The sequence below is a fragment of the Sphingobium sp. AP49 genome, assembly GCF_000281715.2.
Taxonomy (GTDB): domain Bacteria; phylum Pseudomonadota; class Alphaproteobacteria; order Sphingomonadales; family Sphingomonadaceae; genus Sphingobium.
In genome coordinates, this window is record NZ_CP124576.1 from 3,420,399 (window position 1) to 3,434,711 (window position 14,313).

The 14,313-nt window shown below is 65.1% G+C and carries 14 protein-coding genes; 3 read left to right on the plus strand and 11 right to left on the minus strand.

What is annotated here, in order from left to right; translation table 11 throughout:
* Window positions 1-24: 24 nt before the first annotated feature.
* The 4 genes from PMI04_RS16325 to PMI04_RS16340 form a co-directional block, all read right to left on the minus strand.
* Complete coding sequence (locus PMI04_RS16325; RefSeq protein WP_037486748.1) at window positions 25-1,446, minus strand: NAD(P)(+) transhydrogenase (Re/Si-specific) subunit beta; 1,422 nt, start codon at window positions 1,444-1,446, stop codon at window positions 25-27.
* The gene (locus tag PMI04_RS16330) at window positions 1,446-1,730 is read right to left on the minus strand and encodes an NAD(P) transhydrogenase subunit alpha (protein ID WP_007711758.1); all 285 of its coding nucleotides are present in this window, start codon (window positions 1,728-1,730) and stop codon (window positions 1,446-1,448) included. The genes PMI04_RS16325 and PMI04_RS16330 overlap by 1 nt, the downstream gene beginning before the upstream one ends.
* A 93-nt stretch (window positions 1,731-1,823) precedes the next feature.
* Window positions 1,824-2,945: an NAD(P) transhydrogenase subunit alpha gene (locus PMI04_RS16335; RefSeq protein WP_007711759.1), complete on the minus strand. Its 1,122-nt coding sequence runs from the start codon at window positions 2,943-2,945 to the stop codon at window positions 1,824-1,826.
* A 35-nt stretch (window positions 2,946-2,980) separates the two neighbouring features.
* Window positions 2,981-3,106, minus strand: coding sequence for an aa3-type cytochrome c oxidase subunit IV (locus PMI04_RS16340; RefSeq protein ID WP_037486753.1), 126 nt, complete (start codon window positions 3,104-3,106; stop codon window positions 2,981-2,983).
* 154 nt (window positions 3,107-3,260) lie between these two features.
* Between PMI04_RS16340 and PMI04_RS16345 the strand changes: the two genes are divergently transcribed.
* From PMI04_RS16345 to PMI04_RS16355, 3 genes are all read left to right on the plus strand, one after another.
* Complete coding sequence (locus PMI04_RS16345) at window positions 3,261-4,706, plus strand: sigma-54 dependent transcriptional regulator (RefSeq protein WP_007711764.1); 1,446 nt, start codon at window positions 3,261-3,263, stop codon at window positions 4,704-4,706.
* Window positions 4,707-4,804: 98 nt separating this feature from the next.
* The gene (locus tag PMI04_RS16350; protein WP_007711765.1) at window positions 4,805-5,440 is read left to right on the plus strand and encodes a hypothetical protein; all 636 of its coding nucleotides are present in this window, start codon (window positions 4,805-4,807) and stop codon (window positions 5,438-5,440) included.
* Between the two features lie 75 nt (window positions 5,441-5,515).
* Complete coding sequence (locus tag PMI04_RS16355) at window positions 5,516-6,013, plus strand: GNAT family N-acetyltransferase (protein ID WP_007711766.1); 498 nt, start codon at window positions 5,516-5,518, stop codon at window positions 6,011-6,013.
* Between the two features lie 4 nt (window positions 6,014-6,017).
* On the opposite strand, the gene PMI04_RS16360 is transcribed toward PMI04_RS16355, so the two are convergent.
* The 7 genes from PMI04_RS16360 to PMI04_RS16390 all read right to left on the minus strand — a co-directional run bounded on the left by PMI04_RS16360 (window position 6,018) and on the right by PMI04_RS16390 (window position 14,295).
* Window positions 6,018-6,536 (minus strand): tetratricopeptide repeat protein, encoded by a 519-nt coding sequence (locus tag PMI04_RS16360; protein ID WP_007711767.1) that lies wholly within the window; start codon window positions 6,534-6,536, stop codon window positions 6,018-6,020.
* A gap of 77 nt (window positions 6,537-6,613) precedes the next feature.
* Window positions 6,614-7,789 carry an RsmB/NOP family class I SAM-dependent RNA methyltransferase gene (locus tag PMI04_RS16365; RefSeq protein WP_007711768.1) on the minus strand — a complete coding sequence of 392 codons (1,176 nt, stop codon included), beginning with the start codon at window positions 7,787-7,789 and terminating at the stop codon, window positions 6,614-6,616.
* A 12-nt stretch (window positions 7,790-7,801) separates the two neighbouring features.
* The gene (gene guaB, locus PMI04_RS16370; RefSeq protein WP_007711769.1) at window positions 7,802-9,259 is read right to left on the minus strand and encodes an IMP dehydrogenase; all 1,458 of its coding nucleotides are present in this window, start codon (window positions 9,257-9,259) and stop codon (window positions 7,802-7,804) included.
* Window positions 9,260-10,023: 764 nt separating this feature from the next.
* Window positions 10,024-11,970, minus strand: a complete 1,947-nt coding sequence (ftsH, locus tag PMI04_RS16375) for an ATP-dependent zinc metalloprotease FtsH (protein WP_007711770.1) — start codon at window positions 11,968-11,970, stop codon at window positions 10,024-10,026.
* 85 nt (window positions 11,971-12,055) lie between these two features.
* A complete protein-coding gene (locus tag PMI04_RS16380; RefSeq protein ID WP_007711771.1) occupies window positions 12,056-12,247 on the minus strand; it encodes a hypothetical protein in 192 nt (63 codons plus the stop codon).
* A gap of 130 nt (window positions 12,248-12,377) precedes the next feature.
* On the minus strand, window positions 12,378-13,325 hold the full coding sequence (tilS, locus tag PMI04_RS16385) for a tRNA lysidine(34) synthetase TilS (protein WP_007711772.1): 948 nt from the start codon (window positions 13,323-13,325) through the stop codon (window positions 12,378-12,380).
* Window positions 13,326-13,335: 10 nt separating this feature from the next.
* Complete coding sequence (locus PMI04_RS16390; RefSeq protein WP_007711773.1) at window positions 13,336-14,295, minus strand: hypothetical protein; 960 nt, start codon at window positions 14,293-14,295, stop codon at window positions 13,336-13,338.
* Window positions 14,296-14,313: the final 18 nt, after the last annotated feature.

Genomic DNA, 14,313 nt, shown 5'->3' on the forward strand with positions numbered 1-14,313 from the left:
TCCGACGCGGGTGGATCGGCTTGCTCAGTGGGCCAGCGCCTTGACGATCTCCTCGACCATCTTCTTCGCGTCGGCCAGCAGCATCATGGTATTGTCCATGTAGAAGACCTCATTGTCGACGCCGGCATAGCCCGCCCCGCCCATGGAGCGCTTCACGAACAGCACCGACTTGGCGTTGGCGACGTCCAGGATCGGCATGCCATAGATGGGCGACGTCTTGTCGGTCTTGGCCGCCGGATTGGTCACGTCGTTGGCGCCGATGACGAAGGCGACGTCGGCCTGCCCGAACTCGCTGTTGATGTCCTCCAGCTCGAACACCTCGTCATAGGGGACGTTCGCCTCGGCCAGCAGCACGTTCATATGGCCGGGCATGCGCCCTGCGACCGGGTGGATCGCATATTTGACGTTGACGCCTTCCTTCTTGAGCAGGTCGGCCATCTCGCGCAACGCATGCTGCGCCTGGCTGACCGCCATGCCATAGCCCGGCACGATGATGACACTGTCCGCCTGGCTCATCAGGAAGGCCGCATCCTCGGCGCTGCCGCGCTTATAGGGGCGGTCGACCGCCGCCGCACCGCCGCCCGACGGGCCGGCTTCCGCACCAAAGCCGCCGGCGATCACGCTGATGAAGCTGCGGTTCATCGCCTTGCACATGATGTAGGACAGGATCGCACCGGACGAACCCACCAGCGCGCCGGTAATGATCATCGCGCTGTTGCCCAGGGTGAACCCCATCGCCGCCGCGGCCCAGCCCGAATAGCTGTTCAGCATCGACACCACGACCGGCATGTCCGCGCCGCCGATCGGAATGATCAGCAGGAAGCCGATGGCGAAGCTCAGCGCCGTCACGGTCCAGAACACCCATGGACTCTGGTCGGTCACGAAATAGGCGATCAGGCCCAGGATCGCGGCCAGCGTGGCGAGGTTGATGACATGGCGGCCCGGCAGCATGATCGGCTTGCCCGACATGTTGCCGTTGAGCTTGAGGAAGGCGATGACCGATCCGGAGAAGGTGATCGCGCCGATCGCGACGCCCAGCCCCATTTCGATCCGGCTGGCATTGTGGATTTCGCCGGTGACGGCATCCAGAATGCCGAAGGCACCGGGATTGAGATAGGCGGCCGCCCCTACCAGCACGGCGGCAAGACCCACCAGCGAGTGGAAGGCAGCGACCAGCTGCGGCATGTCGGTCATCGCGATCCGCCGCGCGATGATGAAGCCGATGCCGCCGCCAATGACGATCGCGCCCAAAATCTCGGGCAGGCTCAGCACATCATGGGTATAAAGGGTGGTGGCGACCGCAATCGCCATGCCGACCATGCCCATGCGGTTGCCCCGCCGGCTGGTCGACGGGCTCGACAGGCCGCGCAGCGCCAGGATGAAGAGGACGCCGGAAACCAGATAAGCCAGGCTGATGCCCCAGGGGATCTGTGCGATCTCGTGCATCATTTGCGCTCCTTCTTCTTGTACATCGCCAGCATGCGTTCGGTGACCGCGAAGCCGCCGAAGATGTTGACCGATGCAAAGACGACCGCGAGCAGGCCGAGACATTTGGCCGCTAGGCTGCCGGCCTCCGCCGACGCGACCAGCGCGCCGACGATGATGACCGACGAAATGGCGTTGGTAACCGCCATCAGCGGCGTATGCAGCGCCGGGGTCACCGACCAGACGACATAATAGCCGACAAAGCATGCCAGCACGAAAATCGACAGGATGGAAATAAAGTCCATCATTCCTACTCCCTGTTCGCCCCGGAGCATCGCTCGCGCGGCGTGTGCGCCATTCGCGCCCGGTCTTTCAGCCAGGCGCGCAGCGATATGCGTTCAGCCCAGCAGCCGTTCGTTGACGACCTTGCCCCCCTGGGTCAGGCGGATGGCGCTTCCGATTTCCTCGTCCAGCACCGGCGCATTCTTCTCCTTGTCCCAGAAGGCGGACAGGAAATTATAGAGATTGCGCGAGAACAAGGCAGAGGTGTCGGCCGCGATGCGCGAAGGCACGTTGCGATGGCCCACGATCTTGACGCCGTGGCGCTCGACCACTTCGCCCGCGACCGCGCCCTCGACATTGCCGCCCTGTTCGACCGCCAGGTCGACGATCACGCTGCCCGGCTTCATCGATGCGATCTGCGCGTCGCTGATCAGGCGCGGCGCGGGCCGGCCGGGGATCAGCGCCGTGGTGATGACGATGTCCTGCTTGGCGATGTGCGACGAGACCAGCTCGGCCTGAGCCGCCTTATATTCGTCCGACATTTCCGTGGCATAGCCACCGGTCCCTTCGCCCTCGATGCCGGCCACCTTCTCCACGAAGATCGCCTTGGCGCCGAGCGATTCGATCTGCTCCTTGGTCGCGGCGCGTACGTCGGTGGCGCTGACCTGCGCGCCCAGGCGCCGCGCCGTGGCGATCGCCTGAAGCCCGGCGACGCCCACGCCCATGACGAAGCATTTGGCAGCCGACACAGTGCCCGCCGCCGTCATCATCATCGGGAAGGCGCGGTCATATTCGGCAGCCGCATCCAGCACCGCCTTGTAGCCCGACAGGTTCGACTGGGACGAAAGAATGTCCATCGACTGGGCGCGGGTGATGCGCGGCATGAATTCCATCGCCAGCGCCTCATAGCCGCCCGCCGCATAGGCATCGACCCGTGCCCGCTCGCCGAACGGGTTTAGCCCCGCGACGATCCAGGCACCGGCAGCCGCACCGCCCAGGCTTTCTGGGTCCGGCCCCTGAACGCCCAGCAGGATATCGGCGCCGGCCAGCGTCGCGGCACGATCGCCAACGCTGGCACCGGCGGCGGCATAGGCATCGTCGGCAATCGATGCCGCCAAGCCCGCGCCGCCCTCAACCGCAACGGTCGCGCCCAGCGCAATGAATTTTTTCACCGTCTCGGGCGTACCGGCCACGCGCCGTTCGCCCGCCGCCTGTTCCTTCAATATCGCAATTTTCATTATATCGGCATCCCCTCCTATGGCTTTGGTCTGGCTCAGCTGGAGATCAGCAGCACGACGATCGCGGCGAGGATCACACAGGCGATGGTGCCCCATTTCACCAGACCGACAAACCCTTCATAGGTCTGGGTCGCGCTCTTCATATTTCCGTCCGAAGCCATATCCATTCCCCTAGTTCTTACATCGTTGTGCAACCTCTTATCCTGTCCCCCCACCCCCCTCAAGCCGTAGGGTCACAAGAAAATCTTTAGAGGTTAAGGGCGCCTTTACCCCCTGCGGTTACCGTGATGGTCCAGTTACACAAGAGGGGTCCAGATGGCGCGCGACGGCGTTCCGATGCTGATGTTGATCGATGACGAGCCTGCGCAGCGACGCCTGGTGGCGGCGCTTGCGGCGCGTGCGGGCTGGCGTACCCTGTTCGCCAATGATGGAGAAACCGCGCTCGCGATGCTGGGCACGCAGGACGGCATGCTGCTCGATGCGGTATTGCTGGACCAGTGGAGCCCGGAATTCGACCCGGCCGATCTGATCCGCGATATCCATTCCCAACGCCCCACCCTTCCCATCCTGGTTCTGACCGCGCATAATAATGTCGCGGTGGCCGTCGATGCGATGCGGGCCGGCGCCACCGACTATTTGTCCAAGCCGATCGCACCCGAGCGACTGCTCGCCGCGCTCAATGCAACGGTGGAGGGCAGCGGACATGGCGAGTTGCGCCCCCTCACGGAAAAGATCACCGCCCCCCTCGCCTTCGAGGATGTGGTCGGTTCCGCTCCCCAATTCCGTGCCGCGCTCGCGGTTGCCGCCAAAGCCGCCCGTGCCCGCGTCCCCGTGCTGATCGAAGGCGAAAGCGGCGTAGGCAAGGATGTGATCGCGCGCGCGATCCACACCGCCTCTCCCCGCCACAAGCAGGCAATGGTGACGGTCAATTGCGGCGCGATCCCCGCCAATCTGGTCGAATCCGAACTGTTCGGTCATGAACGGGGCGCCTTCACCGGTGCATTCGACCGGCATATCGGCAAGTTCATGAGCGCCGACATGGGCACCATTTTCCTGGATGAGATCAGCGAAATGCCGCTCGATGCCCAGGTAAAACTGCTGCGTGTGCTACAGGATGGCGAGGTTCAACCGATCGGTGCGCGCCGTCCCGTTCATGTCGACGTCCGCGTCATCGCCGCGACCAACAAGAAATTGTCGGAGGAAATCGAGGCCGGGCGTTTCCGCGAGGATCTCTATTATCGCCTCAATGTCGTCCAGTTGACCGTGCCGCCGCTGCGGGAACGCATGGGCGACATTCCGGCGCTCTGCCGCCATCTCCTGGCACGGATCGCCGCCCAGCCGGGGCTGCGCGGCCTCGGCCTTACCGACGATGCGCTGGCCCTGCTGATGCAGCATGACTGGCCGGGCAACGTGCGCCAGTTGCAAAATGCCCTGTTCCGCGCTGCGGTACTGTGTGACGGCGATGCCCTGACACCGCATGATTTCCCTCAGATTGCCGCGCACCTGACCCGGCGCACCCAATCCGGCGCTACCGCGCTGCGACCGCGCCTGGCGACCATCTCCCATCGGGACGGTGCAGGCATCACCCTGTTCGAGGGCGACGGCCATGTCCGCCAGCTCGCCGAGATCGAGGCCGATGTGATTCGCCTGGCCATCGGCCATTATCGCGGACGCATGACCGAAGTCGCGCGGCGGCTGGGGATCGGCCGCTCGACCCTGTATCGCAAGCTGGCCGAACTGGGTATCGACAGCGCGGCCTGAGGCGAAGCGTGGCGACCCGAAGCCCGGTGCCGGGGCATATTGTCGCGGCACGCCGCTACGACGTTGAATTATCGCCGCGCCTATGCTTTGGAACAGGCATGAGAACGTCCCTTCCACTCGCCTGCTCCGCTCTTTTTCTGCTGGCCGCCTGCGGCCGCGCCGAACCTGTCGCGGACATGCCGACCCAGGAGGAGCTGGCCGCCGCCGCCAATGCCGCTGCTGCCAATGCGCTCGCCAATTCGGAAAAGGCGGATGAAGCCGATACGCGCAACTATGTGAATATCGAACATGGTTTTTCCGTCACCATGCCCGAAGGCTGGGTGAAGGATGACACGGCCAGCACCGCCGACGGCGCGGTCTATCAGGACCCCGGCGCGGGTGCGGATGTGCGCGTCTTCTGGCAGAAGAACGACCAGGACCAGACGCTGCAGCAGATCGTGGAAGCCCTTTCCAACGGATCGGAAGGCGTGGATGGCGATTTCATCGGCGACAATGAATATCGTGGCACCGCCAATGACGGCGAAGGCAATAATGTGGCGGTGCGCCTGTTCCGGCAAGCCGATGGGACGATCGTTACCGCCACCTTCGTCTATCCCGAAATGCTGAGCGAACAATATCAGCCGATCGCGTCAAAGGTGCTTGAAAGCCTGCGCGTCTTTGCGCCCAAGGCGCAGACGCCGGATGGGAAGGCTGCGGCCGTCACGCCGTTGCCGGCCGGCAACGCGGCGAACTGATACGCGCTTCTGCCCAACCGCGTTCCTGATGGCCCATGCCGGCTGCGACATGGACATGCCCGGGATGATCGCCGCGTGCCCCTGATCCAGCCTTTCGCCCCCGCCGATCAGGGGGATATTCTCGCGCTCATTCTTGGCATCCAGCGCAACGAATATGGCATCGCCATCACCGCTGCGGATCAGCCCGATCTGACCAGCATCAAAGATTTCTACCTCCCCGGCGCGGGCGGCTTCTGGGTCGCGCGCGATGGCAGTCAACTTGTCGGCACCATCGCACTCAAGGATATCGGCAGTGGTGCGGGCGCATTGCGCAAGATGTTCGTGGCGCCCAGCCATCGGGGCCGTGCAGCCGGCGTTGCCCAGGCGCTGCTCGACCAGCTACTGGATACGGCCCGCAATCGCGGCCTGGCGCATATCTATCTCGGCACCACCGCGCGCTTCCTGGCGGCGCACCGCTTCTATGAGAAGAACGGCTTCGCACTCGTCGCCGTGGACGATCTGCCGGACACTTTTCCCCGCATGGCGGTGGACAGCCGCTTCTACCGGCGCTCAATCAGTCAACCGGGAAGCTGACGGCTCAAGGATTTTCGGTACCGCTGCCCTTGGGCGAAGGCACCGCGTCCTTGGTCGTCATCGCGACTGCCGGCGGCCCCTTCTGGATCGCGGCGGACAGTTGCGCCACCTCGGGACAAGCGCCCTTGCACAGGCTCTGCGCCTGGGCCAGATTTTCCTTGGCCTTGGCGATCGCGCCCTTCTCGACCATCGCCTCGCCCTGCCCGGCAATCGCCGCCACATCCGTGGGGTCGAGCAGCAACGCTTCCTTGTACAGGCGGATCGCCTTGCCCTGCAGCCCCTGCGCGCGCGCGACCTCGGCCAGTTCGATATAGGCCGCACGGTTGCGCGGATCGACCGCCAGCGCGCTCTCCAGCGCGTCGGTGGCGCCGGTCAGGTTGCCCGCCTTGCGCGCCGCCTCGCCCGCCTTCTGCCATTCGATCGATCGTGGTTCGATCTGGGTATCGGGGCGCTGGGTCAAGCCCACGCTGGAAACGGTGGTCAGAACGACGGCAAGGGCAATCGAGGCCGGGGTGAAACGCATCAATATCTCCAGCCATGTTTCAGGCGCTGATTCCGGGCAAGTGTCGCTATTTTGCTGGCGCTTGTCCATGCTCTGTTTCAGCCGCCCCTGCGCAGCCGGGCAAAGTAGAAGCCATCGGTGCCGTCATGGCCCGGCGTCAGCAGCAGGCCATGGCCATGGGCGCGGCCCATCTCCACCTCGATCGGCTCGGCACTCCAACCGGCCTGGCGCGTCAAGAACGCATCCACCTGACCCCGCCCCTCTCTATCGGTCAATGCGCAGGTAGCATAGACCAGCAGGCCGCCCGGCGCCAGCAAGGGCGCGGCGAAATCCAGGATACGCGCCTGTTCCGATACCAGCCGGTCGAGCCGCGCCTGGGTCAGGCGCCAGCGCGCCTCGGGATTGCGGCGCCAGGTGCCCGTGCCCGAACAGGGCGCATCGACCAGCACGATGTCCGCCTGCCCCGCCAACGGTGCCAGCGCGCGCGCCTCATGCCCCTGGTCCAGCAACAGCGTCTCGATGCAGGTGACGCCGGCCCGCTCGGCGCGCGGCGCCAGCCGGTCAATCCGGTTGCGGATCGTGTCGGCGGCGATCAGCCGGCCCTTGCCGCCCATCGCCGCAGCCAGCGCCAGCGTCTTGCCGCCCGCGCCCGCGCACAGGTCGACCACCGTCTGCCCGGTCTGCGCCCCACATGCTGCCGAGATGAGCTGGCTACCGGCATCCTGCACCTCGACCGCACCGCGCTTCCACGCATCGCTCTGTTCGACCGGATAGCCCTCTGGCAGGCGCAGCGCATCGGGGATGCCGGCAATCGGCGTCGCATCCGGCAGTTCCGGCGCAACTTCAGCAGGCGTCGCTTTCAGTCGATTGACGCGCAGGTCCACCGGCGCGCGACCCAGCAACGCGTCCTGCTCCACCGGCGCGGCCAGCAAGGGCTGCAGCCAGCCCGGCACCGCCCCGGCCACCGCCCCGGCCTCGCCCGGCTCGATCGGCAGCGGCGCATGGGCCGATCCGTCGAACAACAGGGCCAGCTCCGGCTGCGCCTCGACCAGGCCGATCATCGCCGCGCGGCCGGTCTCGGGCCGGTCGGCGACGCGGCGGATCGCGTCATAGACATGGTCGCGCACCGCGCGGCGGTCGCGCGACCCGGCATAGCGCCGTTCCTTGAAATAGCGCGCGATCAGCGTGTCCGCCGCCGGCCCGCCATCACGGGCGGCGGCGATGATCGCGTCCAGCAGGTCGATCGCCGCCTGCACCCGGGCCGCAGGCGTCATCCCGCCTGCTCCTCAGCGCGTCGGATAGTTGGGGGCCTCACGCGTGATCGTCACGTCGTGGACATGGCTTTCCGACAGGCCGGCATTGGTGATCTGGACGAAGCGGGCGCGCTCCTGCAGATCCTTGATCGTGCGGCTGCCGGTATAGCCCATCGCCGCCTTCACGCCGCCGACCAGCTGGTGGATGACATCCTTGGCCGGCCCCTTGAACGGCACCTGGCCTTCAATGCCCTCGGGCACCAGCTTCATCTGGTCCTTGATGTCGGCCTGGAAATAGCGGTCGGCGCTGCCGCGCGCCATCGCGCCGACGCTGCCCATGCCACGATAGCTCTTATAGGCCCGGCCCTGATAGAGGAAGGTTTCGCCCGGCGCTTCGGCCGTGCCCGCCAGCAGCGACCCAACCATGACGCAGCCCGCGCCGGCGGCCAGCGCCTTCGCCACGTCGCCCGACGTGCGCAGACCGCCATCGGCGATCACCGGCACGCCATGCTTGTGCGCTTCATTGGCCGAATCCATGACCGCGGTCAGCTGCGGCACGCCCACACCCGCGACGACGCGGGTGGTGCAGATCGAACCGGGGCCGATGCCGACCTTCACGCAGTCCGCGCCGGCGTCGATCAGCGCCTTGGTCGCTTCGGCGGTGGCGACGTTGCCGGCCACGACCTGGACATGGTTGGACAATTTCTTGACCGCTTCCACCGCGACGGCAACCTGCTTGCTGTGGCCATGGGCAGTGTCGATGACGATCAGGTCGCATTCCGCATCGATCAGCGCCTTGCTGCGTTCCAGGCCCTTCTCACCCACGGTCGATGCGGCGGCGACGCGCAACCGGCCCGACGCATCCTTGGTCGCCTGCGGATAGGTAACGGCCTTTTCGATATCCTTGACGGTGATCAGGCCGACGCAATGATAGGCGTCGTCCACCACCAGCAGCTTCTCGATCCGGCGCTGGTGCAGCAGCCGCTGCGCCTCGTCCTGGCCGACCCCGACCTTCACGGTGGCCAGATTGTCCTTGGTCATCAGCTCACTGACCGGCTGGCTCGGATTTTCGGCAAAGCGGGTATCGCGATGGGTCAGGATGCCGACCAGCTTGCCATTGGCCTCGACGACGGGAATCCCGCTGATCTTGTGGCGCTGCATCAGCATCTGCGCATCGGCCAGCGTCGCGGTCGGCAGGATGGTGATCGGGTTGACGACCATGCCGCTCTCGAACCGCTTCACCGCGCGGACCGCATCGGCCTGTTCCTCGACGGTCAGGTTGCGGTGCAGCACGCCGATGCCGCCCAACTGCGCCATCACGATCGCCATGTCGGCCTCGGTCACCGTATCCATCGCCGACGACAGGATCGGGATATTGAGCTTGATCGCCCTGGTCACATGGGTCGACGTATCCGCCTGGCTCGGCAGCACATCGGATTCGGCGGGCTGCAACAGCACGTCGTCAAAGGTGAGGCCAAGGCGGATGTCCATGGAAAAAGCCACTTTCTGCTGTGCGGGTCGGGCTGAGGAAACCTGACCGCTGGGGGATTTGTGGCGGCCCATGTAACCATTAACCTGCAAAACGGCCAGACCCCTGGGGGATTTTATTGCGAGGCATGGGGGCCGATGCACCGATGGACGATCCATCCGGTCAGCCGAATGCGCGATTGGGATGAGATGCCCCGATGAAGTCGCTTCCTCGGCGGGGGATGGCAATCATCCTTTCAGGCCGTCCCCAAGCCGCAACGTCATGCCACTTGTCACAGTCCCAACCCCCTGTCGGATGCCGGCTCTCAACAAATTTGCGTAAGTTCTTCGCCCGCGTCCGCCATGTCGCCACATTTGGAAGGCGGAGCGATCTGCTCCGCCCCTGGCGCGGCTGGCGCCAGCACCGCGTCGATGGCCGCATATCGCTCAATCGTATCCCAGACCTCATATTGGGGTTGCCGGTCTGAACTGACAGGCTCGGAAACGAGTGGCGATACAGGACGATATTTCATATCGAGTGCCATAGATCGACAATACGGCCGGTCGATGACAATAAGCTATCTCGACGCATAATCAGGTTGAACGGAGTTCCATTCCCGCTCCCCCTCCTCCGCTCCACCCTGGATGATGGCGCAGCACTTGCCGTCCTCACGTCGGGCCAATCTTGGCCTGACCCATGCAAAACCTTCAACTGACATCATAGGCCCAGAAAAAAGGGGCGTGGCCCTCATATGGCCACGCCCCTTTTATTTCAGTCTCCGGCGCCCTCAGGCTCCGGCTGGGCTCGGATCGCCGAACGGCCCCTTGCGCTTGCGCGTCCTGGGGATCGACGAACCCGCCGCAGGGATCACCGAAGGCTTGATCGTCGTGCCGTCGTCGCGGGTGATCTCGCCCTTTTCCAGCAGCGCCTTGATCTCCTCGCCGGAGAGCGTCTCATATTCCAGCATCGCGTTGGCCAGCAGGTGCAACTGATCCTCATGGCCCTTGAGCAGTTCCTGCGCACGGGCATAGCCCTGCTCCACCAGACCACGAATTTCCTTGTCGATCAGCTTCGCCGTCTCGTCCGACATATGGACGCGCTGGCTCTGCGAATAGCCCAGGAATGTCTCGCCCTGCTGCTCTTCATATTGCAGCGGACCAAGCTTGTCGGACATGCCCCATTGGGTGACCATGTCGCGCGCCAGCTTGGTGGCGTACTGGATATCGCCCGATGCGCCCGAGGACACCTTGTCATAGCCGAAGATGATTTCCTCGGCGACGCGGCCGCCCATGGCCACGGCCATGTTCGCGTGCATCTTGTCACGATGATAGCTGTAGCTGTCCCGCTCCGGCAGGCGCATCACCATGCCCAGCGCACGACCGCGCGGGATGATGGTCGCCTTGTGGATAGGGTCGGACGCCGGCTCATGGACCGCGACGATGGCATGACCCGCCTCATGATAGGCGGTCATCTTCTTCTCGTCGTCGGTCATGACCATGGAGCGGCGCTCGCTGCCCATCATGACCTTGTCCTTGGCCGCCTCGAACTCGTCCATGGCGACCAGACGCTTGCCGCGACGGGCTGCCATCAGGGCGGCTTCATTGACCAGATTGGCAAGGTCCGCGCCCGAGAAGCCCGGCGTGCCACGCGCAATGGTGCGCGGGTTGACGTCAGGCGCCAGCGGCACCTTCTTCATGTGCACGGCCAAAATCTTCTCGCGGCCCTCGATGTCGGGACGGGGCACCACGACCTGGCGGTCAAAGCGACCCGGACGCAGCAGCGCAGGGTCCAGCACGTCGGGGCGGTTGGTCGCCGCGACGATGATGATGCCCTCATTGGCCTCGAAGCCATCCATCTCGACCAGCAGCTGGTTCAGCGTCTGCTCGCGCTCGTCATTGCCATTGCCCAGGCCCGCGCCACGATGGCGGCCGACCGCGTCGATTTCGTCGATGAAGACGATGCAGGGCGCATTCTTCTTGGCCTGCTCGAACATGTCGCGCACGCGACTGGCGCCGACGCCGACGAACATTTCGACAAAGTCCGAACCCGAAATGGTGAAGAAGGGCACGCCCGCCTCGCCCGCGATCGCGCGGGCCAGCAGCGTCTTGCCGGTGCCGGGCGAACCGACCAGCAGCGCGCCCTTGGGGATCTTGCCACCCAGACGCGCAAACTTGCTCGGATCCTTCAGGAATTCGACGATTTCCTGCAATTCCTCGCGCGCTTCGTCGATGCCGGCGACGTCATCGAAGGTGACCTTGCCATGCTTTTCGGTCAGCAGCTTGGCCTTCGACTTGCCAAAGCCCATCGCGCCGCCCGCGCCGCCGCCCTTCTGCATCTGGCGCAGCACGAAAAAGGCGATGCCCAGGATCAGCAGGAACGGAAGCGACTGGAACAGCAGATATTGCCAGAAGCTGGGCTGCTGTTCGGCCTGGCCCGAATATTTGACGTTATAATCGTCCAGCAGGTCGGTCAGCTTGGGATCATTGACCGGGACGGTGCTGAAACCCTGGCCACTCGACAGGGTGCCGGTGATCCGGTCGGGCGCGATCGCCACGTCCTTGACCTGGCCTTCCTGCACCTTGGCGCGGAATTCCGAATAGGCGATGGCGCTGCCGGCATTGGCAGCCGGGCGATCGAACATCGAGACGAACAGAAGCAGGGCGATGATGACGCCTGCCCAAATCATCGCACTCTTGATCCAGGGATTGCCCTGCGGGTCTTTCTCGTCGTTCATCCTCACTCACTTTCACCTGGCAAGATAGGGCGTACCAAAGAAAGCGCAAGCTGGGCAACGGCGCTTCCTGCCGGAATCCGGGCGATCAGTTGCCCGTCAGTTGGAAAAGCGCGACATAGACAAGGACGATCGCCAGACCGGCGGACAGGCCACAGAGCAGATAGCCCATATAGAGAAGCAGGGGCGGATGCGGCTTGTTGAGCTTTCGGTTCCGCTTGGCCGCCGAGAGGATCACGCTGGCCAGCAAGCCATAGGTCAGCGCCGCAAATTCCATCATTCCAAACTCATCCCGCTATTGGTCACATTACTGTGGTTAACGGGCCATGGGTTAAGAACCGGTCAGCACGCCGCCCAAAAGCGACCGACCGTTGGCGTCCTGCGCTGGACGGTGGAACTTTTCCGAATGTTCAGCGTCGCGGTGGTGCGGGCGACAATGTCCATGCCGCGCCACCACGCAGCAGCCAGTCGCCCAGACTCGCCTGCCGCCCGGCCCGCGCGGCGGCAATCGCCCGGTCCAGCGCCTCGCCGCGCGGCAAGACGATCCCCGGCTCGGCCGAACAGAGCATCGCGATCAGCAGCCGCCGCAGCAGTTCGCGCGGCAGGTCGGTGCGATCCAGCACCCAGGCATCGGTCGATGGATGGATATGCGCTGCCGCCAGCCCCGCCACGGTCCATTGCAGCGCCACCTCGGCCTCCGACAGCGCAGCCGCACTGCGCGCGGCCGCCTCCGCATCGATCCAGTCGACCCCATCCAGGCGCCGGCGCAGCGCAGCACGGTCGAACTTCGGATCGGCATTGGACGGGTCGAGCACATAGGGCAGCCCGGCCTGGTCGGCATGGGCCTGCAACGCCACCTTGCGCACTGCCAGCAATGGCCGCAACACCCGGCCAGTTCGCCCCCGCACGCCCGCCAGGCCACCGACACCCGATCCCCGGTTGAGCCGCATGAGAAGGGTTTCCAGCTGATCGTCCGCATGATGGGCGGTCAATATCCAGTCCAGCCCGGCGCCGGCCCGCCATGCCTCCAGCTGGGCATAACGCTGCCGCCGCGCCCAATCCTGGACATTGCCGGAAACGGGGGCCTCTGGTGCCAGCGTGGCGTGGGGAATGCGCCGCTCCGCGCACCAGCGCGCCACCATCGCCGCTTCGGCGGCCGATTCGGCGCGCAACCCGTGATCCAGCGTGGCTGCAGCGATCCGGCCGGGCCAGGCCTGTACAGCCAGGTCCAGCAGCGCCATGCTATCCGGCCCGCCCGATACCGCAATGCCGAACCGGGCCGTCTCCTCCCCATCCACCAGTGCGCGCACGGCCAGCCGCAGCGCATCAGGGCGATGGGACGGTGCCAGCTCCGGCACGGCTATCGGCTCAGACGCTGCACTTGGCCTTGGTCCGGCCCTTGTCCATCATGCCGCGCAGGCCGCTCGACAGCGTCGCACCATAAACCTGCTCCAGTTCCGCATAGACCTTGCAGGCATCAGCCGGCTTCTTGAGCTGGATCAGCGCCTCACCCAGATAGGCCAGACTATCAGCCGCACGCTCGCCACGCGGGCGTTTCTGGTAATTTTCATAGAAGGCGACCGAAGCGAGCGCCGGCTTGCCATCGTCCAGATAGGCACGGCCCAGCAGGTTGGCCGCGCGGCTGCCGACCGAACTATCGCCATATTTATCGACCGTCGCCTTCAGCTGCGCCTGCGCCTCGGGATAGAATTTCGCATCCCACAAGCGGAAGCCATAGCTGTAGGCGTCGGCAGCGGCATCGCCGCTGTCCGGCTTCTCGATCGCTGCGACGGCGGTCTTACGGGCCTCGCTCGCGCCCGCCGTTGCCGGCGCGGCGGCGGGCGCCGGCTTGGCCGCTGCAGGCTTGCTCACGGCCGGCTTGGATGGCGCCGGCACATCAACGCCACCGGCCACCGGGACGGTGGGCCGAACGGCGGGTGGATCGGCCTGCAACCGCGCCTCGTTTTCGGCCTTATATTTGGTAAACGCCTCTTCCAGCTGCTTGAGCTTATAGCTGTTTTCCTCGACCTGCCCGGTAATCGAGGCAAGTTGGGATTCCAGCGCCCCCACCCGTGCAGTCAGATCGGCGACCGGGGTCGAGGCGGGCGTACCCGGCGCTACGACCGGCGCGGTCGGGCGCGTGATTTCGGCTTCCACCGGCGTTCCGGCCGGGAAGACCTTGCGCTGCACCGCGCGCATTTCCTTTTCCAGCCGGTCGACGCGCACATCGACGCTCGGATTTTGCTGTGCGGCGGCCGATGGCGCCAGCCCCAACAGCGCAGGCGCAACCAGCGCCAGAGCGGTGGTCGCGAAAAAAGCGTAACGCATGATGATCCCCGACTAAAT